The 26,436-nt window shown below is 44.7% G+C and carries 7 protein-coding genes; 1 reads left to right on the top strand and 6 read right to left on the bottom strand.

All coding sequences use genetic code 11. The annotated features are described in order from the left end of the window. Positions 1-55 precede the first annotated feature (55 nt). From AC59IL_RS17610 to AC59IL_RS17585, 6 genes are all read right to left on the bottom strand, one after another. On the bottom strand, positions 56-8,932 hold the full coding sequence (locus AC59IL_RS17610) for a Tc toxin subunit A-related protein (RefSeq protein WP_496553486.1): 8,877 nt from the start codon (positions 8,930-8,932) through the stop codon (positions 56-58). Positions 8,933-8,985: 53 nt separating this feature from the next. Further along, positions 8,986-10,941 (bottom strand): RCC1 domain-containing protein, encoded by a 1,956-nt coding sequence (locus AC59IL_RS17605; protein WP_496553485.1) that lies wholly within the window; start codon positions 10,939-10,941, stop codon positions 8,986-8,988. Positions 10,942-11,019: 78 nt separating this feature from the next. Beyond that, entirely contained in the window at positions 11,020-13,134 is a 2,115-nt protein-coding gene (locus tag AC59IL_RS17600; RefSeq protein WP_496553484.1) for an SMP-30/gluconolactonase/LRE family protein, read from the bottom strand. Between the two features lie 50 nt (positions 13,135-13,184). Beyond that, the gene (locus AC59IL_RS17595; protein ID WP_496553483.1) at positions 13,185-15,305 is read right to left on the bottom strand and encodes a hypothetical protein; all 2,121 of its coding nucleotides are present in this window, start codon (positions 15,303-15,305) and stop codon (positions 13,185-13,187) included. A 208-nt stretch (positions 15,306-15,513) separates the two neighbouring features. Then, positions 15,514-23,031 (bottom strand): SpvB/TcaC N-terminal domain-containing protein, encoded by a 7,518-nt coding sequence (locus AC59IL_RS17590; RefSeq protein WP_496553482.1) that lies wholly within the window; start codon positions 23,029-23,031, stop codon positions 15,514-15,516. Between the two features lie 297 nt (positions 23,032-23,328). Then, entirely contained in the window at positions 23,329-24,726 is a 1,398-nt protein-coding gene (locus tag AC59IL_RS17585; RefSeq protein WP_496553481.1) for a tail fiber domain-containing protein, read from the bottom strand. A gap of 249 nt (positions 24,727-24,975) precedes the next feature. On the opposite strand from AC59IL_RS17585, the gene AC59IL_RS17580 reads away from it, so the two are divergent. Further along, positions 24,976-26,394 carry a S41 family peptidase gene (locus AC59IL_RS17580; protein WP_496553480.1) on the top strand — a complete coding sequence of 473 codons (1,419 nt, stop codon included), beginning with the start codon at positions 24,976-24,978 and terminating at the stop codon, positions 26,392-26,394. Positions 26,395-26,436: the final 42 nt, after the last annotated feature.

The raw sequence follows: 26,436 nt of genomic DNA, 5'->3' as shown, positions 1-26,436 counted from the left end.
TTAATGACTAATAACTAATGTTTGGGTTTATGAATAAGTAATTACCTGGTTTTCGTTATGAAATCTCATAGTGTACAATGATGACCATGTTTTTTATCAATATGTCGCTATTCTGCGGATTGCTGTCTGTTAACCGTGCATTACCTGCCAGGTTGGTGATGGTCCATATACCGGGATTTTTCTTACTGCTATTGTAGTCAATAGTAGCATTAAACCCACTGCCATACGTACCTGTAGCCGTAAGGTTAATGGAGGCTACGGGGCCGGCCGGTGTACAGCGCAGATCGTTGATGGCGGTAGTACTGTCGGCTACCAGTTCTATTGATTTTATTTTGATGTTTTTGCCCTGTGTAAATAAAGGGAACCTGCTTTCATCTAAGTTCAACGTTAATACCTGATCGCCGTTAGCAGTAGCCGGGTGCAGAAAGCGGTACCATTCTGTGGGCAGATCGTTTTTGGCGCTGAAAATGCGCATGAGGCCCGTGTCCTGCAGGGAAACCAGCATGTTGTTCATCTGTGTTTTCAGGCTGTCTGTAGCGCTTTTTTTCAAAGCGGCTCCGCCATCGCGGGCTGTATATTTCAGGTGAATGATTACATCGGAGATTGAATTGTAATCAAACTGTTTTACAGCAGCAGGTAGCTGCAGATGCCACTGGCTGATAGCGCCGGCTCCTTCAAAAGGCAGATAGCGGTCGTCGCGGAAATTCAGCTCAAACAAACCACTGTCATTTTGCGCGGTGCTGGTGGCAATAGATTGCAGGGCGCCTGTTGAATCGCGGAAACGCGGGTCATCGGCCGGCAATCCGTTGTTTTGTTTGCGAATATATTCGCTGCCCGGTATGCTATTGGTACGCATGGAATTTTTGGTCATTGTGAGCGTACAGCTTACGGTGGTGTACGGACCGGTTATACAGGGTATGCTAACAGATACCGATTTTACCCTGCGCATATAGTGTCCGGGATAGTCCATGTCGAACAGCTCTTCGGGCAGGTTGATCCAGCACTCGCCGTTTGTTTTCAGCTTTAGTAAAGCTACCGGGTCTAACTGCGACAGCGATATGGGTTTGGAGAGTTCCAGTTCCCGCTTGTTCAAATCCAAATAAGCCACTTCCATTTTATGCAGGTCGTAAGCCAGCTGCTCACCGGAAAGCAATCCTTTCTTTAAGCTGTCCCAATAACCGAAGTTGATGTACGAGCTATCGGCAAGGCCCAGTTCGTGGCGCAGGCAACGTTCTGCTTTTTTAGCCAGTTCATAGGCCAACTGGTAACTTTTGAAATAGGTGTTGGATACCTGCGTGCTCATCCAGCTATACAATTCTTCATTGGTGAATTTGCCGGTCATAAAATCATTGGCTTCTTTGGCCTGGTCGATCTGCAATTGCTGGTTATCATAATCCTTTTGGGCGATTTCGAGGCGAATCTGCGCGCCTTTTATCTGCACCTCTGTTTGCTCCAGTTCTTTATTGGCAAGGTTTACCTGGAATTTCCATTCCTGGGCCCGCCGGTCGTATCCCGACTGGGTACTGATTACCGAAGCTCGTTTATCCAAAGCCGTTCCAATGGCAGTCATGGCCTTCACGCCTGCTTCAACAGAATTGGCAAATGGACCTCCTCCTGTTTCAACGGTGGTATGGGGTGAGCCGCCAAAACCCGAAACGCCCAATATGAAGTTGGGGATCAGGTGCAATCCGCCGGCCAATACATAGCTTGCTGCAATAACAGCATCGAGGTCGAATGAAATTTTGTTTAATGTAAGCGCGGTGGCTTCACTGTTGTTTACACCAACCCTAATTAATTCATTATAGTAATTACGGCGAATGGTGATCAGCTCTTTCTGCTTATTCAGATTATCAATGGCTGTTTGTGCATCATCCATCTGCTTTTGTTTTACCAGCAATACTGCATTGAGCATTTTAATTTCATGACCCGAACGAAGCAGGGCCAGGGCTTCCGCATCTTTCTTTTCCAATACCGACAGCAGCATTCCACCTAATGATTTTACTTCATTGCATAACTCGGTAGCTTTTTGCATCATCGTCATAAAACGGTATAGCGGCAACGGTGCATTCACATCATTTAAAATGCTGCTGATATTCAAACCAGCTGCTGAAGCACGCACCAACATACCGGGATCAATAGGCGCTGAAAACAGCGATACAGGCGCAAGGTTGCCATCTATATCCAGGCAATGCCTGATCTTGAACAGGCGGTCGGCCACTACATCCCAGTAACCAGTGGGGCCGGCCAGTTTTTCATTCATGGGTACACCGAAATACAGCGTTTGCAGAGGCGGCAGACCGGCGCCGGGTGTAACACCTGTATATCCCGAAACTGAATGCTGGGGCAGCAGGTTCTCGATATTTACGAGGGTATCCGACAAGGCATCGAGCTTTGTTTCGAGCTGGTAATAATTATCTACTGCCGTTTTACCAACATAAGGAATGTTCTCTGGTTTTGGGCCCAGTATCTGTGACGCAAGAATATACAACTGCGTAGCTTCGTTCACCGATTCCATGGTATGCTGACTGAACAAAAAATCGCCATTACGAATAAGATGGCCAACATATTTCATTACCGCTACTTTCTGATAAGCCACGGTACGGTATTGCGCAATATAATGAGGCTGAAAAGGATTGAGGCGCCAGTCGTCTACATTCTTTATCAGGGGATCTCCGGTTTGGCTTTTATTAACACCCGTCAGAATACTGTCTATACGCTCACTAGTATAATCGGTACCGGTAGTAAGAAAGAATGGCCGGGTATTCCAGTATTTGTTAGGCACACTATTGTCAGAAGTATCCATGGGGTTGAAGATAAACCTGTACCAGCGTTCGGCATCAGCAAACTGCTGGTTTTGGCTCAGGCGTTCGGCAATCATTAGGGGAGCATGAAAAAACAATTCCCAGTTGTAAAGGCCGTAGCCTGATTGCAGGTTAAAATCAACATCGTCTTTGGGATAACCCGGAGTTTTGTCGGGTGTTGTATTTGCTATAACAGCCGGTAGTTGGGCGCCGCTGTATATAGTGTCGAAATTAAAAAGCACCGGTTGAAAATAATTCTTAAAATCAAAATTGCCTGCGCTTTTGTCGTAAATGATATCGCCTTTTAGTTGTGTGGCACGGTCCATCAATCCGTCAATGCCATTGGCAAACAATTGCTGTATAAAATAATCTACCAGCGGGTGGTGAAAATTATGATAACGGCTGGTAAACGGCGGTTTAATCGGATTATTGCTGGGATGCTGCACTCCCATCTTGTCATCTATCGATATAATCTCTGCATTATAAGCTGCCGCGCCAGACTTTAGTAGTATAATTGTCAGATCATAGGTTTTGGAATACCGGTATTCATATAACCCGTTATCGGTCCACTCGGGTACTATATAATAGGTGCGGCGCTGATCCTGGTAAAAATAGGGAAGCGTTGTTCCCAGTTTAACCTCCATAGTAGCACTGGTGCCGTTACTGTATATATTATTCAGAAAGTTATACCGGTCGGTTAAATCAAGTTGAAGCGGTATCAGGTTGCTGAAAATACCACCTGCCTGGTCTGCGACTAACACCTTAGGGTTTGTTCCGGTTCCCGATCCGGGGATGCCGTTTTCGGGTGGTGAAATGGAAAGACCTTCAAAGGTTTCAACATCCAGCATATTTACCATAAAACTTTTACGGGTATTTCGCTCAATGTGAGAATTTGATTGCTGCAACGTTAACCCGTATTTGACCGTTAAAGTAGTTGGATAACCTTTTACCGGGTCCAATTGAAAACTACCTATATAGGTGCTGTTGGCAGTGATATTATCACCGATGTATTTATAATAATAACAACTGATCACCAGTTTACCGTTCCTCTGTACAGCTTTCAACGCTTTTTCGTTGAATGCATCCACTGTTATTTTTTGACTGCCTGTAGTGAATATTTTGTCATATTCAAAAGCGGGTATGTCTAATGGAGTAAAAAAGAAACTTTCCTTAGCCGGGAATTCACCCTTTGTATCACTGGTTTGTTTCACAACAATTTTTCCGGTATCGTTATTCTCTGAAATAATCTTAGGTGTCCACTTTCCGTTTTTGTATTCGCTGAAGGCCAGTTGAATCTGCCAGCTCTTTTTGGGTGGTGCAACGGGAATGTTGTAGGTGCCATCTGTACCGATTTTAGGTATTACAATAGCGCCTGTTGTATCCTGGGCCTGTTCTGCAATAATAGCCCAGAACAGGTAAAGACGGTTATTGTATACAGCCGTTATGATGTGATCGCCTGAAATATCCAGATCTATCTTTTCCCAGGGTGTCCATCGCAGGTCATTAATAAGACGCCGATGGTAATATTTTCTTGGATTGCCACCATATGTACGCGCAATTACATGCAGTGTTTTTGCCGGCTGGTCGTACCACATAGCCTTTACTTCAAGCCGTGCCACAGCCTCTAACTTTTCAAGGTAGTTATGAAAAGCGTCTTCTACAACAGTTGCGGTGACTTCGTTTTGCAGCAGGTCATTTTCCAGCTCTTTCAGAAAAGATGATTTGATTTCATCGGGAAGCAATTCGGGTTCTATATAATTTTCAGGATAAAGGAACACTTTCATATTAGCCTGCCATACCCTGAAATTCTTCATCCATTGCCACTGCAGCCAGTTTGCATCGGTTGTTGCGGTATCTCCTTTAGTGATCACCCCTACATTCTGCTCAAGGTTTAAAAAGCAGCGTTGTACAAACAATTGTACTGAGTTGGTGGCCTGCACAATGCGCGAAGTGGGCTGGCAACTGCACATTTCCACATCGAGCAGAAAATAACTGTACAGGTCGTTATCGGTTGCCCAGTTTTGTGAGCCGGGATTGGCCAGCAGGTAAGCGACCAATGCATCCCGCTTCTTTTCGCGCAGGGTATTTTGCAGTGGAGTGGTTACAACCGTCCAATCGGCATTGCTGTATTTCGATTTAAGTGTTTGCTTAATCTTCTGGCTGTCGGCATAGGTTATGGAAGGGGCGCTCCAGCTTACGGCATCGACTACGGGTATGCCCGACTGATTTAACATCGTAAAACATTTATGAATACGATGCAGCACACGAACCGATTTATAATCTGTTGGAAAGGTCAGCCCCAGGTAGTTGGGCGACACAAGTAGCTGGTTCAGCACAGCGGTGTTCCAGCCGGTCAATACCGATAGCTCAGTGATCAGTGCCGCCAACGTAGTACCTGCCAGCAGATTGTTAAGCACGCTGTATATTGATACGGTACTATTAGTGCTGCTGTTGGTAACGCGGGGCGGATAGTATTGCTGAAAGGTAAGCAGGTTGATAAGGTTGGCAAAGCTGCTGAATGTAGTAACACCCCCTGTTACTGCACTTACCGGTAAAGCATTAAAGTCTAAACTGCTTACGTCTGCTGCACGTGCCATAAAAAAAGACATATCTATTGGCCTTAGTTTCAATTTGCCAATAATAAAACAGGTTTTGGCCAGCAACAGGTAACGGTTGGTTTGTACCGGGTAAGGCGTACTGCCGGTGCCCGGTATTTTATTAACAAAACCATCGGCAGTAAAATCATTGAAGATGCCGGGAGCAGACAATAACAGTTGACTCACCACTGACTTATCGGTATTGAACCAGGCGCTGATGGTATTCACCAGCTGGTTTTGTTGCTGCCCTTTCGTATAAACAGGCGCCAGCTTATTCAGGAACCAGGCAAACCGGTTCTCTATTCCATTGGCAAATAAAATACCGCCAATATTATTGGTAATATCGGTAGTTGTGTTAAAGAACCTGTTGGCAGCGCTGCTGTCTGTTTGCTGTGCCGCCGTGTACAACAGGTTGATGGCATTTTGATAAGCCACGTCGCTGCTTAATGCCAATAAGGCGGTACGGTCATCAGCACTCATATAACCAGTCAGTATTAGCTGTTTTTTATTGGTATCATACGATAATTGTGCGGCTATGGAGCCCGGGAATTGAATAGACGGTAGTGATGGCAGATCAGCCTTTAACAGGGTGTCGTGATATACCATACGCAGGTTGATGAGGAAACCGGCATTATCCTGCAGCTTCTGGGTATACTCGGCATCGTTGGTTGTATTGCAAATAGTAATCAGCCTTTGCAGCAAACCTGTATTCCAGTTGAATAACGGATCAGACAACCATTTATTCAGCAGATCTCCGTTCGGGTCAGCTGCAGATTGGGTAGATGCCCTAACAGCCAGCAGCGCATCCTGCAACCCGGTTAACGCAGCAGCTACCACATCACCGGAAGGCACCAACGTTTTACTACTGTTGTTCTGGTGCCGCAAAATGTAATTCAGTTCATCAATGCTGCAACCCGATGTTTGCAGCACCTTGTATTTTTCAAGGAACTCAAAGGTGGTAATAACACTGGTGAAAGGGCCGGGGCCAAATAATTGAAGCAGATTAATGAGATCGGAAATTGAGATGCCCAGTGAGCGCGCCAGCCGGGCATGCCGGTAAAGATGGGAGAGGTTAACGCCGGTTATACTATTAAGGTTAGGTATATAGGAAAACAGCTGGTCGAGGTCGCTCATAGATATCTGTAATACGGCCGCTATAACAGCTTTTGAGCTGGTGGTGAATGCACCATTGCCTGTAGAAGTATACACTTTATCGTAAGCAAAAACAGGATCAACCGGATTGGTGATGGCGCTGTTTTGAAATAACTGGTTATAGGTATCTTTTTCCAGTACATCGTAAAACGCCAGCAGTTCGAATGCACTTAACTGAAGACGTTGCTGCAGCGAAATAAAATATTGCAACCCCCATATCAGGTGGGCATCTATGTTACCCTGGCCAATGGCAGACGACTGCCGGATGGCATTCAGTTCTTTAAAGGTAAAGCTGGTTTTACGCCATAAGCGCAGGAACCGGTGAATAGCATCGAGCGAACCGGCTGTGAGGTTGGTGATGTGCTGTTTACTGGTATCGGCCGTAAGATCGTCGTGCACAATAGTTACGGCGGGTGAAACAACACTTTGGTTCAGCAGATCCATAGCCTGCTGATAATTCAGCCCGGTAAGTTTTTCGAAAGTGTTTACCGCCAGGGAGGTGGTTGAGGAAGTAACATCAGGCCCCCAGTAAAGTGTTTGGTTGGCAGTATCGGCAGTAGTGATCAAAGCTCTTTCGGCCTGGTTAATGCCAAGGCTGGCAAAAGCTATTGATTTTTCGGTGTCGGTAGTCCCTGTTAATGTTTTAAAATCGGCGCCAAAGGTTTCAATCAGCGTCGCTTTGGTAACACCCAATTTTTCGAGGTACATTTCACCTTCTGTTTCAAAAAGGTCAAACGGAAGCGTAAACGGCCGTTTGGCTGTTTTCAAAAAGTTATTATAGGTAATGAGGTTCACATATTCAGGGCCAGTGCTCACAGCCTCTGGGGACAGCAATGTTTGGTGAAGTACCCTGCATTCGATGCCGCCTGTGCCCAAATCTGTAGCCCTGAGCACTATCATGCTATCGCGTATCACCCAGTGGTCTTCATTAACATACGTATTGTCGGTTTTTAGCCGGCCGTTGGTGTATTTATCCGAAACGGTGGCATTGTTGGTTAGCAGGGTATTGATGTTCGTTAAGCCTGAAGCGGTTAATTGGGTATTGATGGCCGTTACCAGCGATGCATCGATAGTGCCTTTAACCAGTTTAGGCAGCAGGCTTGCGGCAATGGTTACTGCAGGCGCTGCAATATAGTCTTCCATAATCTCGCAGGCAATATCAATATATGGTATTTCTGTATCGGTATTGCTGCCATTCAGGTCGATATCGCCTATATCGGGTCTGCGTTGCAGCAGCAGGTCTTTTACCGAAGCTTTTGTTCTGTTGGCTTTAGTGCTAACGGCCAAAGTGCTGTTTCTGTTTTCCAGAAAATGCAAAATATCTGTAAGATAGGCAGGTGCCCCATAAACAGAATTACTTTCGGCAGTGTTGAAATAATCAGTATGGCCAAACAGGGTTTCGAGGTTAGGCAATACCGTTATAAGCGAGGTGGTGATTGTTTGTTTCAGGTTAGGGAAGGCATTCAGCGCCGAGGCATCGGCCATTGCCCTGAGGTTGCCTGCAAGCGCCAAAGCAGTAGCATGCGCCGTGCTTGCTTTTTGAAATATATCGTTTGCCTGTTGTTCGCCCAGTTCACCGGCGTAGGTGTGTACAAAATTGTCTTTACCCATTTTGTAGATCTGTTGCGCCGAATGAATATTATTGTTCAGCAGGGTAGAGGTGGTCTTGTAGTCGGGGCTAAGTCTGAATATTCGCTGCATGCGTAACAGCTGACTGGCTACTTCCGTGGCTTCTTTTTCGGGCAATGCTTTTGGGTTATCGCGCAGAAATACATTCACATGGTTTTTTAGCAAATCGAAGTGTTCGTTATCACGCAGGAATTGAACAACCGCATCCCGATGCTTAACCTTACTGCCGGTATCTTTTGCCAGCCGGGCCGAAAAAGCAGCTGTAGGAAACAAACCTGCAAAGATTGCTTCGAGTTGACCGGCCGTTTGTTGGGTATCTGCTGCTTCCTGGATATTCGCTGCTGTTTTGCTGTGGGTGCCAGCCGTTTTAATTTCCTTTTTGTGCAGCAAGGCTTCCCAGTCGTTTTTATCATAGGCAGCCAGGGCCGACAGATCGGCTTTTGATTTAATTTTTCCCGACCCGATCAGCTCTTCTATCAATGGCAGATTGTTACCGGTGTATTTCGACAGGCTGAACACGGCCTGCAACTGATCGAGGTGTATATTATTTTGAAGCAGCGGATGGTTATGTACCTGCTCCCAGAAATTATCTTTGGCACCTGCCGAATTATTATATACTTCGAGGAAGGTTTCCAGCTCCTTTTCTTTTAATCCGCCCAGTTGCGCCAGTTTCGATACTTCATTTAACGCTGATGTGGTGAGATAACCTTTATGGGATTCGCTCTTTTTAGCAGATGTTGACTTTTTTTTCATTGAAAGATAGGTTTGAATATTTATTGTTACTGTAAGTTGATCTTATAAAGTATTTATGGCAAAAGCATGCGAACCCAGCTAATGCTGTTTTGATTATTTCCAATGCCTAATACGCCACCCGGGTTATTGCCCACTGCCCATACGGTATTCACTGGTTTTACTATGAGTGTATAGTATGAGCCTGCCGAAACCGATATTACATTGTCCATCACTTTTACCGGTGAGTACTTATGGCTGGTAGTTCCATCGCCCAGCTCTCCGTGATTGTTGTAACCGGTTGCCCATAATGTATTATCCATTTTAAGGATAGCGCTGTGTTCGTAACCCGCCGACATGGCTCTTACATTATCCATTATTTTTACAGGTTTGTTTTTATTAACATTGGTTCCATCACCAAGTTGCCCATAAACATTAGACCCGGTAGCCCAAAGCGAGTTGTCTGTTTTAAGCATGAAACTATGATAACCTCCTGCCGATATGGCTTTTACATTATCCATTATTTTTACTGGTGTGTATTTATGAGCATTGGTACCGTCGCCTAATTCTCCATCTGTATTAATGCCGGTAGCCCACAGGGTATTATCTGTTTTAAGTATGAGGCTATGCCAGCTGCCTGCTGAAGCAATAGCTTTTACGTTATCCATTATTTTTACCGGTGTGTATTTATCAACGTTGGTGCCATCGCCTAACTGTCCTGTATAATTTGATCCTGTACCCCAGAGGGAGTTATCTGTTTTAAGTATGAGACTATGCCAGGTTCCCGGCGCAACAGCTTTTACGTTATCCATTATTTTTACCGGTGCATTTTTAGCAACAACGGTGCCGTCTCCAAATGCTCCGTAACGGTTTTCACCGGTGGCCCAGAGCGAATTATCTTCTTTAATGACAAGTGTGTGAAAACTGCCGGCAAAGACCATCGTAAAAGGTCTGATTTGCCGGATGCGGTTATTGCCGGCATCGGCAATATATATACTACCGTTAGCATCAATAACTACGCCTGAAGGGAGTTTAAACGACGCATCAGAGAGGAATCCATCTGAAAATGTTGCTATGCCATTGCCTGCAACTGTGCTTGCAACGCCGGTTGTTGTAACAAGCCGGATGCGATGATTACCCGCGTCGGCCACATATATATTACCGGTAGCATCGGTTGTTAATCCTGTAACCCCGTTAAATTGTGCTGCAGAGCCGGCGCCTTCGGCAAAACCAGCGGCATCGCTGCCTGCCAGGGTACTTACCTGCCCGCCGGCGATTTGACGAATGCTGTTTGAGTCAGCCACGAACACATTACCGGCTGCATCCAACGTAATGCCTGCGGGTTTTCTGAACTGGGCCGAATTGGTTACTCCGTTGGAGCTTCCCGGCGAACGGGGAATGCCTGCCAGTACAAAAACCTGGTTGTTCCCCGAAGGGAGGATCAACCGGATACAATAATTTTTAGAATCGGCTACATACAGGTTACAGGAACCGTCTATAGCAATGCCGGAAGGCTCATTGAATTTCGCAACCGAACCTGGCCCTTCGGCAAAGTCGGGCACAGAACCTGCAATGGTGATAACCCTGCCAGCCGTTGTGATCTTTCGAATACGGTGATTTCCTTTATCGGCCACAAATACATTGCCTGAATCGTCTACGGCTACCCCGGAAGGTTTGTTAAACGAAGCGACTGCGGCGATACTATCAAGGGAACCTGCTGCGCCGCTTCCTGCCAGAGTGGTGATGCTTCCTGCCGGCGTAATTTTGCGAATGCGATTATTGGCGGCGTCTGCCACATAAATATTATTGTTCTTATCTATCGCAATACCCGATGGGGAATTAAACAGGGTAGTGGTGCCATCTCCCGCCAGTGAATATACCTGCAGGTTGCCGGCATCACTGCCTGCAATCGCAGATAAGCTTTTGGCACTATCCGTTGCCGTTAATGCGAGGTTGTCCATCTTTTTACAGGCGCCGGATAGTAATGCAGTTGTTATTAATAAAAGAGCAGGAAAGGAAATTGTACATTTCATAGATCTGTTATTTTGTATTTCTGTTTTGGCAATCGGAAAGCTTTTTTTACAGTGGTTTAAATTTGCTTTGTAAACGCTTTAAGGCAACGGAACAGTAAGCCAGGAAACTTTGTCCTGGGTTGTTCCATCTCCCAGTTGACCAACAACGTTATACCCTACAGACCAGGGCGTATTATTGGCTTTTACAATCAGGCTATGCCAATGCCCTATGGCTATAGCCTGTACATTTTCCATGACTTTAGCTGGTTTGTTTCTGATAGTACCGAAGCCATCTCCCAACTGTCCAAAGGAGCCGGCACCGGTAGACCAAAGTGTATTGTCTGTTTTAAGAATGAAACTAAATCCGCCACCTGCTGCCATGGTTTTTGCATTGTCCATTATTTTTACCGGTGTTTGTTTTGCCTGGTAAGTGCCATCACCTAATTCCCCACTGAAGTTTTCCCCCGTACCCCAGAGACTATTATCCGTTTTAAGAATGAGACTATGAAAATAACCGGCCGTAACAGCTTTTACATTATCCATCATTCTTACCAGCGTAGTCCGGTTATTAATAGTGCCATCTCCTAATTCGCCATGGATATTATATCCTACTCCCCACAGAGAATTATCAGTTTTAAGGATCAGGCTATGATATTCACCTGCTGATACAGCTTTTACATTATCCATTACTTTTATTGGTGTGCTTCTCAAAGTAATACTGGCACCATCAGCCAATTGTCCATAATAGCCGGCCCCGGTGGCCCAGAGACTATTGTCTGTTTTGATGATGAGGCTATGGTATCCCCCTGTTGCCATGGTTTTTACATTGTCCATTATTTTTACAGGGATATTCTTATTATCGGTAGTACCATCTCCCAGCTGTCCATAGTTATTCAATCCGGTAACCCAGAGGCTGTTATCTGTTTTGAGTATAAGCGTATGGTAATCGCCGGTTGCAACAGCTTTTACATTGTCCATTATTTTTACCGGAAAATATTTATCTGTATTGGAACCGTCTCCTAACTGTCCGTAATTATTATATCCGGCAGCCCAGAGGCTATTATCTGTTTTAATGAAAAAACTGGTCAAAGGGCCTGCTGTTATCTTAATAAAGGCTTTTACTTCACGGATGCGGTTATTGCCGGCATCGGCGACATATACAGTGCCGCCGGCATCAAAAGCTACGCCGGAAGGAAGTTTAAACGACGCCTCTGACAGCAATCCGTCCTCAAACGACGCATTGCCATTGCCGGCAAATGTGGCTACTTCACCGCTCCCGTTTGCAAGCGGGATAACCAGGCGAATGCGATGATTACCCGCGTCGGCCACATATAGATTACCGGTAGCATCTGTTATCAATCCTGTTGGCCCGTTAAATTTTGCCGCCGAACCGGTTCCTTCGGCAAAACCAGCTGCATCGCTGCCGGCCAGGGTGCTTACCTGCCCCGCAGTGATTTCCCGGATGCTGTTCGAGTCGCCCACGAACACATTACCGGCTGTATCTAATGTAATGCCCACTGGTTTTCTGAACTGGGCCGAATTGGTTGCTCCGTTGGAGCTTCCCGGCGAGCGCGGAATACCTGCCAGTACAAATACCTGGTGGTTGCCCGAAGGGCTGATTAACCGGATACAATAATTTTTAGAATCGGCTACATACAGGTTGCCGGCGCCATCTATAGCAATGCCGGTAGGTTCGTTGAATTTTGCTACAGAGCCGGGGCCCTCGGCAAAGTCGGGCACAGAGCCTGCAATGGTGGTAACCTTACCGGCCGGTGTGATCTTTCGAATACGGTGATTTCCTTTATCAGCCACGAAAACATTACCAGAATCGTCTACAGCTACTCCTGAAGGTTGGTTAAAGGAAGCGGCGGCGCCTATGTCATCAGCACTCCCAACTGCACCGCTGCCGGCCAGGGTAGTTATGTTTCCATCAGGAGAAACTTTTCTAATGCGGTTATTGCCGGCATCCGCCACATATATGTTGTTGTTTTTTTTATCAACTGCAATACCGGTTGGTGAACTAACAATGGCAGTGCCTCCATCTCCGGCCAGTGAATACACCTGCAGGTTTCCCGCATCAATGCCAGCAATCGCAGATAAGCCTTTGGCATTATCCGTTGCAGTTACTGCGAGGCTGTTCATCTTTTTACAGGCGTTAAACAGCAGCCCTGCTGTTAATACTAACAGTACAGGGAAGGAAATTGTATATTTCATTGTTGTGATGTTTTGGGTGTTATAGTTTTGGTATGACAAACCTTTATAGATTAAGGCAGGTGAAGATTAACCCACGAAAAGGCATCCTGGGTTGTTCCGATTCCCAGTTGACCGTATTGATTAAACCCGGCTACCCAAATGGTATGATCGGCTTTCATAACTATGTTATGGTAACCACCCGCCGCTAATGTGAGTACATGGTCCATCACTATTTTCGGTGTTTTCCTTACTGTAAGCGCAGGAGAACCATCAGACAGCTGGCCTTCGGCATTATAGCCCATTGTCCACAGGGTGTTATCAGTTTTGAGAAAGATGCTATGCTGTTCACCGGCTACCATATCTTTTACATTATCGGTTATATGCGCCGGAACGCGTCTATTAATGGTATCACCCACGCCCAGGCCGCCAAAGTAATTGTATCCGGCCCCCCAGAGCGAATTATCCAATTTGAGAATGAGGGTATGGGAACCACCGCCCGACATGGCTTTTACATTGTCCGTTATTTTTACCCATGCACTCCTGGCAATCGAATCGCCTCCCGCTATTTGTCCGAAGTAGTTATCACCAACACCCCACAGCGTATTATCCGTTTTAAGTATTAGTGAAAAGTTGGAACCAGCCGCGATAGCTTTTACCATATCCATTGTTTTTACCGGGATAAGCTGGTTGCTAAACTTTGGTCCTATACCTAATTGTCCATAATTATTGTTGCCGGTAACCCAAAGACTATTATCCATTTTCAGGATCATGGTATGAGTGACACCAGATGACACGGCTTTTACATTGTCTGTTATATATACCGGCATATTTTTATTATTGGTGGTGCCATCGCCCAATTGCCCGCTGGTGTTAAAGCCGGTACCCCACAAACTATTATCCATTTTAATGATCATGGTATTACCAAAACCAGCCGAAACAGCTTTTACATCATCCATTATTTTTACCGGTGTATTTTTGTTATTGAATGAGCCATCGCCCAATTGTCCATATGGGTTATACCCTGTGCCCCAAAGGCTGTGATCCGGCTTAATAAAAACACTGTGTCCAAAACCACCTGCTGCTATTACATAAGCCCCGATACCCCTGGCCCGGTTGTTTCCTGCATCGGCTACAAGCAGGTTGCCATTGCCATCTATCCCCATTCCCGCAGGTGCATTGAATTGGGCTACATCAAAAGACTCATCTAAAAAACCGGCATTGCCGGTTCCGGCCCAGGTGCTTACCACACCGTTGGGTGTAACCCTGCGAATACGATGGTTTCCCTTGTCTGCAACATATACATTACCGGTAGCATCTGCCACCACGCCTGTAGGACTGTTAAATTGCGCCGCTGCACCGGTTCCTTCGGAAAAACCGGCTATATCGCTGCCTGCGAGGGTGCTTACCAGTCCGGAAGCGATTTCCCGGATGCAGTTCGAATCGGCCACGAGCACATTACCGGATGGATCCAGTGCAACGCCCACCGGTTTTCTGAACTGGGCCGAATTGGTTGCTCCGTTGGTAGTACCCTGCGACCGTGGAACGCCTGCCAGTACAAAAACCTGGTTGTTCGAAAGGCTGATCAACCGGATACAATAGTTTTTAGAATCGGCTACATACAGGTTACCGGAGCCATCGATAGCAATGCCGCAAGGTTCGTTGAATTTTGCAACCGAGCCGGGCCCCTCAGCAAAGTCAGGTACAGAACCCGCAATGGTGGTAACCCTGCCGGCAGGAGTGATTTTGCGAATACGATGATTGCCTTTGTCGGCTACGAATACATTGCCGGATCCATCTACGGCTACTCCTGAAGGTTGATTAAATGAAGCGGCTATGCCTATACTGTCAACAGACCCCACTGAGCCACCGCCTGCCAATGTGGTTATATTTCCATCCGGAGTAACTTTTCTTATACGGTTATTGGCAGCATCTGCCACATAGGTATTGCCATCTTTGTCTGCAGCTATTCCCGATGGCGCATTCAATAAGCTGGTACCACCGTCGCCGGCAACGGAATATACCTGCACTGCCTGGGGCTCTTTACCGTTGAACAGGTTAGACGTAATATCGAAGCCGGTAATAGCAGATTGTGAGTCGGTATTAAATTTACGGCATGCGTTTATGCATACTATGCATGATATTAATAATGTAATAACTACAAATGATTTGAGTTGAATGTGTTTGATTTTCATTTTTTGACCTATACTTTTAATGGTTAAATTGATTAGGTTTATTTGTGTTTTGGCAAAGAGGGCCCTGCCGCAGCATTTTTGCGCTGCGGACATATGTAGCATATGTGTGTCCTGTTTTTTAAGGCTAATTATACCGCTGCGTGAGGCAATGCATTCATCCTGCATTGGTATAGGAAGCGTATTTTCGATTTATGTATTTTTTGAGTAGCTATTTATTTTTTTTAAGTACAAATTGTACCATTCTGCCAGCAAATTTTTGCTGGAATTCAGCTTTCCGCATATGCTCTATGGTGCCCCCGGAAGGATCTCTTAATGTGACCTCTCCATTTTTAATTGAATCAACAACAATCGCGTGAAAACCAGTACCCTTTTTAATGGATGCAATTACTTTGTTACCATTGTTAAGCGCTCTTTCTATGTGCTCAACTTTTGCATGGGCATTTTCAGCAACATCAATAATGAAGTTGTTTCTGCCTGTTGGAATGTCAAGCCTTTTTACTGCATCGGGGATGTGCAAAATGCTTGCGCCTTCTGGTGTAGTATTGAGTACCTGCGCAATTTGATTTTCAGAAAAGTTTTTCCATCCAAGGTCATTTAAAACCATACGCAATGATGCGGATGCACAGGTGTAATCCTTAGATTGTTCTATTGGCGCTGTGCGTGGCCTGAATGTGTTACTGTTCCCTTTGCTACCTGCACCTTCTCCCGAAGGAGCGTGACTGCCGGCTCCTTCCACTTTGGGTACTGATCTCACATTTTTACCTGCAGGCTCCAGCGGCGCCCCATGGGCGGTTTCCCTGAACCCTCCTCCGCCCTCGCCAGGCGCTTCTCCGGCCTCGCCTCCCATACTGTTAATAATATTAAATACCAGCATGGGTGCAAGGATCTGTGCAGATGCCCTGGCTTCGGCACTCGCTTTGCGGTCGCGATTAGTACCTACTTCGGGATAGAAAACGGTTCCTTCTAATACACTTCCCCGATTAGTCGTATAACCTACTGTTGGTCCGTACCCTAAAAGGTTTCCCTCATCCGTTTGTCTATCTGCATTTCCCATCATCGCAGCATATCGAAATTCATTCATCAACTCTTCCGATTTAAATACTTTTAATGCAACGGCCCTCATGCCCTCATCAAAGGCAGTCAGGTTATCGACCTTTTTGCATACCGTACTTTTGGGATCATCTGAAAATGATAAAATAAAATTGAGTATGGCCTTTTGATAGCCTGCCTCTTGTTCATCTGTACTGTATCGCAACTGCCCGTTTCCGTAATGATAGTTGTAAATTATATTCTCCATATCCTGTAACAGAGATCCTATATCAGTTTTTGAATCGGTACCCGTGCGGTCTGTAAAAGATATCGGGTTACATTGTGCATACTGATAAACATTGAGATCATCTTTTAAAAAGGTGGGGTCAGGGCTTAGCCAGCGTCCAAGCCAGGGTATGTAATACCTGGCGCCGCAATATTGTAACCCACTTTCCTCATCGCGTTCCATGCCTGTGTATCGATATCGTTTCGCGGCAGCATTAATGGCAGCGTTCGTTAACTCATAAGCCGTGGTTCCGAATGGATGGTATTCTTCATATGAAATGACGGTGGCGGTTTCATCCAGTTCGAGGGAAGATGAGTCCAGATGATTGCCATACTGGTACCTTGTCAGTTGCTCTGCAGCCGGTACCCCTTCTTTAAGGGTTTTGGTTTCTATCATCGCTATCCGCCGTTTGTTATCCATTACGTGCAGCGTTTCCGTTTCTTCCCCGATGCTTCCGGTGCTGTTGAATTTTCGGTACAATTCAACACTGCCGAGGTAAATTCTTTCTTCTCTGCTACCATCGGGCCGCTCAATTACTTTACGAATTCGAATACCTGATGAATTATAAACATAATAAGCTATGCCGTCGCCACCAATGTTTATTTGCTTTAGCTCTTCTTTTGAATTCCATGTCAAACCCTGAAGATGGGGCTGGTTAAGCATGTTTCCATGTACGTCGTATTGATAACGGGTTGTATCGGCGCCGATGGTCGTAGCCAGCAACTGGTTGTTTTTTATAAGCGTTGCCCCTATGCCCAGCGCATTTCTGTCGGCATCATTATTATTGTATTGATAATTGCGTGTATAGCTTCCTGTACCCGCCATGTGCTGCAGTTGCCGCATATTGTTTACCGCATCATACACGTATTTTTGGGTATAATTTCGCAGGGCTTGTGTATCTGTAGCCGTAACATTTTTGGCAAAAGGGAAATTGCGGAAATTGTTGTTGGCCGGCAATTCATTTATGCTATTCTGTCCTATATGTTCCCGTCCGGTAGCCTGAATTAAGCGGTAAAGCGGATCATAGGTATAATCATTTTCTGCCTTAACGATTGCGTTATTAAAAAAAACATCCGCCTGTGCTGCATCTTTTATAAAGCTGATATTGCCAACAGCGTCGTATGTGTACTTCAGTTGTTGCAACAGATCGGTGCCATTTTTTCCTGTAGTAAGTAGTTGGGTGAGCCGGATTGTTACCGGATCATACTGGTAATGGGTTGAGGTATCATTTCCGTATACTATCAATTGCCGTTTGCCTTTTGCATCATATTCAATCGACTTAACAAAATTTGTTTGCGTGCCTGCACCTCTGATCCGCAGGTTTATGCTTTTTAGCAAACCGGTTTTATTATAAACCGGGCTGTAAACACTCTGATCGGGATATGTTATACTGAGTGGCCTGTTAAGGGCATCAAATACCGAGGAAGAGGCAAATGTGGTTGCATTCAGTGCAGGGTTGTTGTTCCAGTCGATGTCGTTTTTGTAATCATTGCATAGCTGTTGCGAAGACTGTAATGGGTTACCTTTAAAATCGCAGGCGATTGTGGTTAAAACACCGGATGTATCAAAATGCTGGTAAGCTTTGCCGCGTAAGTTATTGGCTGAAGCATTGGGAATAGTTTCGCCGTACACTATTTTTTCTGTATTTATCTCTGTAGCATTGCCGGCCTTTACAAATATTTTAAGCGGTCGGTGTAAAGCATCGGTTTCATAACGAAACACATTGCCCCGGTTATCCCAGTTTCGCAAGGGTTTACCCATCATATCATTGATGATCCATTGCTCGCCGGTATCCATGCCGGATTGATATAACTGCGCGCCCTGTATATCATATTTAAAGGTCATCACCACATTGCCGAGTGCATCTGTTACAGCAAGTGTATTCCCTTTGATATCCTGCCTGTTGGTGATTTTATGCAGATCGCCCTGTCCGTTATCCGCTACGGCGAGGAAGGGCCTGCCAAGTGAATTAAAATACCCGGTAAGCGGGGTATTGGCATGTGCCGCGGCCTTATTGGCAGCGGCTATTTCTTCCGGCGTAATAACGGAAGAAACAGGCGCTGTTTTGCGGTCGGCATACCATTGGCTTTCGAGCACAGTATCATTCTGGTCAAACGACTTTTGCATCCAGGCACTGTAGATTACTTTGATAAAAGTGCCATCCGGCAGGTCGGTTCGTATCGCTCTTCCCGCCGAATCATAGGTGATTATTGGAGAAACGCCGCGCTCTACCAGCTGCCTCGCATCTTCAAATTCAAAGGAAGTGCTGAAGTAAGGCTCGTACTGTTTTACCGGTTTGCCTTTGTTATTGAATATAGTTCTACCGTTTCCGATCCAGCGCAGATTGGGTGTTGTATCTATCTCTGTTACTGTGCCGTCTTCATTTTCCTGTAAAGCAATGCCTGGTTCAGCCTGCATTTTGTGCATCAAAATCTGTCCGCTGCCATCTGAATAAGTATAGCTGGTTTGCCAGATCTCAGGTTGACCGGTGCCGGGACTATCAAAATAATGTGTTTCCCGGAGGGCTGTTTTTGAAAAATTGGGTCGACCGGTGTTCAGGTAGTTAAACAGATCATATTCTATTTTACCCGTGGGTTGGTCGTTTATCGAGGCCTCAACAGAACCGGTATCGAGGTAATCGCCCTTTGTTTCATTTTCCTTACCCATTGCAAAGCTGCGGATTACCATACCCAGTTCATCTGTGCGAACGCCGCTGCGATTATCATTGGCATCCTGCAACAGGTAAGGTGATAAGGTGCGGAAATTGAAACCTGCTACTTTATTGATATTGCCTGCTGCATCGGTGGTTTGCTGAACAAAAAAGCGATAGGCGTTATCATATGCAATTTGTGTTGTAAATCCAAAGGGGTCGCTCATAGCGGTTACCTGGTAAAAATTGGCGGCATCGTATGTCGAAGTGCCGGAGGCGATCCAGTAATTGGCATCATTCAGGTGAACATATTTTCCCTCATTCAGCAAAAGGGCATCACTGACCTTATTTCCAAATATAAAATCGCGTAAACCCGGTGTTAAAGAAAGTTTATACGATTGCCATGGTAAAACCAGCGATTCGATGACACCAGCGTTTAATGGACTGCTTAAATCATTTTTCAGAAATACAGCCTGCGTTTGATCAATCAGCCGTTTTTGCTTTACCCCTTCGGCAGGCAACGCTTCATAGGCAAGAAGGGTGGCTTGCTCAAAATCGCTTTTTATGGCATCCATGAAAAAATAATCCCCGTTGCCGGGTGTACAACCGGTAAGCTCGTAGGTACTTGTTTCATACATAACCGGTAAACGATAATCTGCATTGGTATCGATCTTATTGGTTATCTTATTGGTTGTAAAAACAAGATGTGTTTTGCTTTGTTCTGCCTGTTCAGTGGCTGTTAAAGCCGTATCGGTTATTTTTCTTCCATAGTTGATTACTGCAGCCATTAATACATTGCCCAATTCATCGGTTTCAAGGGTCATACTGTGGGCAATACGCGGATCAGCCGGATTTCGTTCATAGTTGTAGGTAAGCGATTCGCTTTGCATTGTCAGGAATACGGCGTACTGGTTGGCCAACCTGGGTTGCAATAATTGAATATGATAACTGTTATAAGTAATGCTGTAGGGTTGTTCCTGTTTATCACTGCCGTCTTTTGAATATATTTCCGCCCGTAGGGCCTGGCCTTTGCAGGCCCGCAAGGCTTCGCGCCATTCCTCTATGGTAAGGCCGGCCGGGAGTGCCGGCTCCCTCAATGCCTGTTCCTGTATGCTATTATTCTGGTAATATTCATGTGCAAACTGGTTCAGCACTTTTTCCTTATCAACAAAAGCACCGGTATGATACCATGTTTTTGTAAGCATGGGAGGTTGATGAAATACTTCATCGATCAGGTGTACAGAACCATTCGGATTGGATAACTTTTTAAATTGTTCAAAGTCTTCCGTATCCGTTTGTTCAACCCTTCCAAAGCCACGAAACTCCCGTTCTGCCTGATCGTAATAGCCATGATGATAACTGTACTGGTTGGTGAATCTTGATTGCCTGATATGATCAATCATGATCACTTTACTTACGCACTGCACCGGAAAGGGCAGCCGGGTGACCCAGGGTGTGCCTGCTTTTTTATCCTGCAGGTAAAAGAAAGTGGATGGTGTATGTTCAATGAAAACCTCTTTGCCCATATTGTTTTTAAAAGAGGTCATCACGTGTGGTTTTTTGCCACCCATCAAATCGATGTATTGAAGCTGGCTGCCGATATAACGGGGCAGGGGAGATGACCATACGATACAACCAGTGCCGTTGCCCAACAGATCAATAACACTTGTATTACTGTAATTATCAATCGCAGCAAAGGGAAGCGGGTTTATACCCTGCACTAAATTCTCTGCACTCCAGCTGTTCCCTGCCTGGTTAAAATATATTTTACAGGTATTGTTGCCGAGGTAAACAAGATCGGTAGTGCCGGAACCATCCAGGTCGGCCGGCTTTAAATACAATGGGTTAAAATCTTCGGGCCGGTCAAATACCGGGGCATTGCTCATATGTACTTTTGCACCGAATTTTCCATAGCCCAGGTTGGGCCAGTATGCGACTTCGCTATAACGGATACGAACAATGTCCATCAGACCATCGCCGCTCATATCGGCCAGCAACAGGGCTTCGTTGCTATTGGCAAATAAGGTTACAGGTCCTTTTTCTTCATCCAATGCTTTGTGAAGTTGCCGGTAATCGTCAAAACCTTCTTTTCCTTTAGATGCATACCAGGTAAATACTTCTTCTTCCGAAATAAGCAGGTCGGCAATACCGTCGCCATTCAGGTCAAGCATTTTTAATTGGGGATCATACCAGTTGATATTGGGTATATTTTCAAAATTTTTGAACGGTCGCCAGTTCTTGTCATCATCCAACTCGTAATACCCCTGCAGGTCATTACTCACCAAAAACTGTTGTCCTTTGGCTTCCAGGTCCTGGAGATGTAAACTTCCAGCTGTTATACCGGTAAGCGAAGGTTTAACGGCTACCAGATGCGTGCCTTCAAATTTTCCTTCGCCGGCGTTGCTTTTATAATACCAGGCGCCTGCCTGTTCGGTAAGTATACCCGAAACGCCTTCGTTATACAGATCGATCCATTGATAGTTGTTATTGTCAATGCCGTCGGGTAAATTATCAAGACTTTCGGCCGGCAGTGTTTTTACTTCGGTGTTCCAGCCCAATGGTTCATACGTAAATGCAACAGGGGGCATTGCTTTTTGGGTGTACGAACCGGCTGTTTTACGTATATAACCTTTTTGTGTTGCCGTTTGCAAAAAGCTAAAGGCAGTACCTGCTGCATAATCTAAATCTGTTGAACAAACGAGGCAGGGTGTATTACCCAGTTCGTTAAAACGATGAAACATTAGTAACCGGCGGCATAAACGATAGGTTCGGATCTCAAATCCCGGCCGGTAATCCGAAAAGGGATCAGTTCGGCATAACCAGCCTGTATTATCATCCGGTTGCGGGTTGGCGGTATTGTGTTCGCCATAGTCTAATACCAGCTCCAGCAGGTATTCTATGTTCTGCAGAAAATTTTCCCAGTTGGTAATATCTATGGCTGTTCTGTTAAAATGAAATTTGTTGCCATATTTGATCTTTTTCAGATACACATTTGTAAATCCGGCCATATTATTGAGCCGGTTTTTTTCGTACAGTTGTTGCTGTACATTTATTGTGTCTTCTTTTTTGTATTCATACTGGTAACAATTGCCTTTGTCGTCGTAACTGAATTCAAATAGCCATTTAAAGACCCGGCGAGGATCGTTCGGGTCTGCCAGTTGCGCTGTTTGGCTTTTACCGAACACCGATACCATATTATTACCATCGATGACCTTCCAGTATGTATTTCCATTTGCCTCTGTTATTTTTTCGATGTGGGCAAAACCGCCTTCCATACGTGGCCGGTAGCGTACAATGGTATTGCCATTTTCAGACCGGCTGTATTTTACCCAGTTACCTGAGTTGTCTTTTTCAAATACAGGTACCAGGTCTTCAGCACCGGAGAAAATAAAGGTATCCGATTCTCCGGCATCGTTATACTGTGGTAGTTTTTTATCGGTTCTTCGTGCAATGGATGCAGGTTCGGCACTCCACCCCAGTCCAAAAACACCGTTGCCACTACCTGAGTTGTAGCTCAACGTCATAGATGGCATAAACCCATTGCGGGAAGGCGAAAAGGGGAAGGGGATACTGAAACCGGCGGTGCCGTTAGCAGCGTTCACTGAAAATTTTTCAGCGATCGATTGTATGGCGCCTCCTCCTTTGGGCAAATTGATTTGTGGTATAGATAATTTGGTATATCCATCAGATGGCAGCGCATCATTGGTATTGGCACCGGTAGCCGGCTGGGCCGGATTAGAATAAGGTTTAACTTTCTCCATTTACAGGAAATTTAACGGGATGAGTTAGGAAAATATCGGGGGCGAAACTAAACCTAATTCAAATATCTGTTACCGGTAGTTATCGAACTGTGTTATTGAGGGATGATGAATGGCGTCTTTGGTTGAATGAATGGTGGTAAAATAAAACCCTTTTGAGGAAGTGTAACATTTATATCATATGAAGAAGTTTGGCATAATTAACGTTAGCGCAAATAATATTAAAAAGAGAAGAAAGAACTGTTGATATTAATTAAAATATTTTCTTTTTTCTCTTTTTAATATTATATCCCTTAGTATTTATTTCGTTAATATCATTTGCCTGGTATCTATTCGCTGGCCGTCTACAGTTAGGGTATAAAAATAGCTGCCTGCTGCAAGTTCTCCGGCATGAATAGTAACCTGTCCTTCGCCATAACTTTTCAGGGGAATGGTTTTTAATAATTGTCCGTTTACAGTGCTTACTACCAGTTGCGCACTCTTTGTGGTTTGGGGAAGATAATAACTGATTACCGTATTATTGTTAAATGGGTTGGGACTGTTTTGTTTTAAAACAGGCAAGGCTCCGCTTATCGAAGTTGAAATAATGCTGTTTTTCAGATTATTTACCTGTTGCAGTAAATCACTGAGTTGCGTTTGCAGATTGCTGATTTGTGCTTTCAGGCTATCATTCGCATTGCTCAATTCCTGCACCGACTGCACCAATGGCGTTACAAATTCTGCATACCGGAGCCCATAAAGATCATTTTCGTTTTTGGGCTTATCAATACCATCAAAATCATATCCTGCTTTTTCAGCGGCGGCGGCTACATCCTGCGCAATAAAACCGGTATGTACAATTTTTTCACTGGCAGCTGTGCCGGCATCACCCTTACCATCAGGATGTAAAAATTTATTAAGCGCCGAAATGTTGAGTGTATAGGTCACCGGTTTCAGTTGTTTAATAAAAGCCAGGCCCGGAACATTGGATTGTATATTTGATTTAAATCTTCCATCTGAAAGTGTTGTCCAGTCAACTATACCGCCTATACTGGTAACATTCGAATTGCCAATCCGTATTTGGTTAGATGCTAAAATGGTGGCCGCATAACCGATAGCCGTTGAATTTGAATAGGAAGTCCAGGTATTAAAATCTGCCTGATATCCAATAGACGTGTTATAATTACCTCCCTGGTTATGGGCGAGTGACGAAGCGCCCAGGGCCGAGTTGTATGAACCACTGTTGATGCTGGCAAGTGATCCGTCACCGACTCCGGTATTAAGGTTACCTGTTAAATTTTCCTGTAATGTCTGTCCACCGATCGCTGTGTTTCTTTCGCCGGTTGTGGTAAGATACAATGCAAATGAGCCCAGGGCTGTATTCCAGGAAGCTTTGTTATTCTCCAACGCATCAGAACCAATGGCTGTATTATAAGTGCCGGCGCCATTCCAAAACAGGGTGTAGGTGCCAAAAGCTGTATTATACGTTCCTGTAGTATTATATTCGAAAGATCGCCAGCCGATAGCGGCGTTATATTTGTTAGGATCAAGAATGCCCGAATACCAGTTATTGGTTTTAAATACCAGGGGTTGTGCATCGGTAGTTCCAATGAAGTTCACTGCAGGGTTTGTTCCTGCATTTCCTGTAAGGCTCCATTGTGCCTGGCCGGCAGCGGCAATTAATAAAACAGCAAAGAGTGTAGTAATTTTCTTCTTCATACTTAAGTGAGTTAATAATTAAGGTTTAGGATAATACCTTTCTGTATTCCTATTGTTAGAAGTGAGTTTAACAGTATGCCCTGTTTTGGATCGGGGAAGTGCCAGGCAGAAGTGTGTGCCTGGTAAGCGGGCTTTTATTACCGCTGCAAGTTATGCTAAAATGTGAATAATTCACCTGCTCATTGTAGTTACTATCCAACGTATTACTATTTTTGCTGGCATGTATTCATCAAACCAAAAACCATTATAATGAAGTACATAATAATTATCGGAATGCTTTTAACAGCTGTTGGTGTAAAAGCACAAACATGCGACTGTGAAAAGGAATTCCTGCATATAAAGAACATTGTTGAGCAAAATTGTGCCGGATATCAGGACAGAGTAAAAGCGCTTTCAGAAGCAGCGTATAAAAACAAGACCAATGAATTATTGAAGCTTACCCGTAACAAATTTTCCTACGACAATTGCCCTCTTATCATTTCACAATATCTTGATATATTTAAAAGTCATCACCTTGGCTTCTCTCCAAATTTTGACCCTTCTAAAATCGATACCAATTACGTTAATAACCGTCCGGTTTTCAACATAAGTGATGAGCTGATAGCGAAATTGAAGCAATCGAAATCATGGGAGGGTATTTATTATTTCGTACATGATTCATCTTACAAAATTGCTGTAGTAAAAGATCCTACGACACTGCATGACTATGTTGGCGTAACATTGGAATCTACAAGACCATTCTGGAGAAAAGGCATCATCAAGTTTGAAGGTAAACTGGTAAATGACAGTTTGCTCAAGGGGCTGCTGTACATACGCAATCACCGGCCAAAATTTGAATATTTTAACCTGTGGAATGATAATAATATGATAAGCGGCGACTGGCGGCGTGAGGGAACGCCGGTTAAGCAAAGTGTTGCGGTTTCTTCTTCATCGGGTGAGCGAACTCCGACAGTATATGCCAAAAGCCTTACGCCAAATACATTTTATATTAAACTGGGCAGTTGTGCTCCTAACTATAAACCCGCAATAGATTCTATACTGAAAGCAAATGAGCAATTGTTAAATTCAACGCCAAACCTCGTGCTCGATGTGCGCGACAATGGCGGGGGAGGTGATAACACCTGGGAGCCGTTGATTCCCTATTTCTACACAAATCCAATAAAAATGATTGGGGCCGACATATTAGCAACAGAAATGACTATTTCAGGGTATAAAAAATATCTTGAATTCAAAAATTTGCCTAAGGAAAACATTGATCAGATCAATAATATAATTGCCAGAATGGAAAAGGCAAAAGGACAATGGATAACACATGACAATGATAGAATAGATTCCTCCTTTAAACCAAGGCCATTTCCTGAAAAGGTTGTAATTCTCATTAACAGAGAGTGTGGCAGCGCTACAGAGGAATTATTACTGGCAGCACGGCAAAGCTCAAAGGTTATTTTGATGGGTGAAAATACCATTGGCAACCTCGATTATTCAAATGTTGTACAGGTTCCGTTTTCGTGCTACCCTTATACACTGGTATATCCCGCCACCCGCAGCCGGCGTTTAAATATTGGTCAGGGTATTGATAATGTAGGAATTGCCCCAACATATCACCTGACAGAAAAAGCAGACTGGATAAAGGAGGCATTGAAAATAGCAGAACCGGAAGGGAAATAAATTTTTTTTACTGTTATGTAATCCCCTCTTTTTTATCATCTC

The sequence above is a fragment of the Niastella sp. sgz303648 genome, from assembly GCF_059587045.1.
The sequence above is the reverse complement of the archived record's forward strand: the minus strand, read 5'-3'. Positions and strand labels throughout refer to the sequence as shown.

What these genes read in the sequence shown, in the direction of transcription:
- AC59IL_RS17590 (WP_496553482.1), bottom strand. Translation starts at nt 23,031, where the DNA reads ATGGAGAAAGTTAAACCTTATTCTAATCCGGCCCAGCCGGCTACCGGT.
- AC59IL_RS17585 (WP_496553481.1), bottom strand. Translation starts at nt 24,726, where the DNA reads ATGAAGAAGAAAATTACTACACTCTTTGCTGTTTTATTAATTGCCGCT.
- AC59IL_RS17610 (WP_496553486.1), bottom strand. Translation starts at nt 8,932, where the DNA reads ATGAAAAAAAAGTCAACATCTGCTAAAAAGAGCGAATCCCATAAAGGT.
- AC59IL_RS17600 (WP_496553484.1), bottom strand. Translation starts at nt 13,134, where the DNA reads ATGAAATATACAATTTCCTTCCCTGTACTGTTAGTATTAACAGCAGGG.
- AC59IL_RS17605 (WP_496553485.1), bottom strand. Translation starts at nt 10,941, where the DNA reads ATGAAATGTACAATTTCCTTTCCTGCTCTTTTATTAATAACAACTGCA.
- AC59IL_RS17580 (WP_496553480.1), top strand. Translation starts at nt 24,976, where the DNA reads ATGAAGTACATAATAATTATCGGAATGCTTTTAACAGCTGTTGGTGTA.
- AC59IL_RS17595 (WP_496553483.1), bottom strand. Translation starts at nt 15,305, where the DNA reads ATGAAAATCAAACACATTCAACTCAAATCATTTGTAGTTATTACATTA.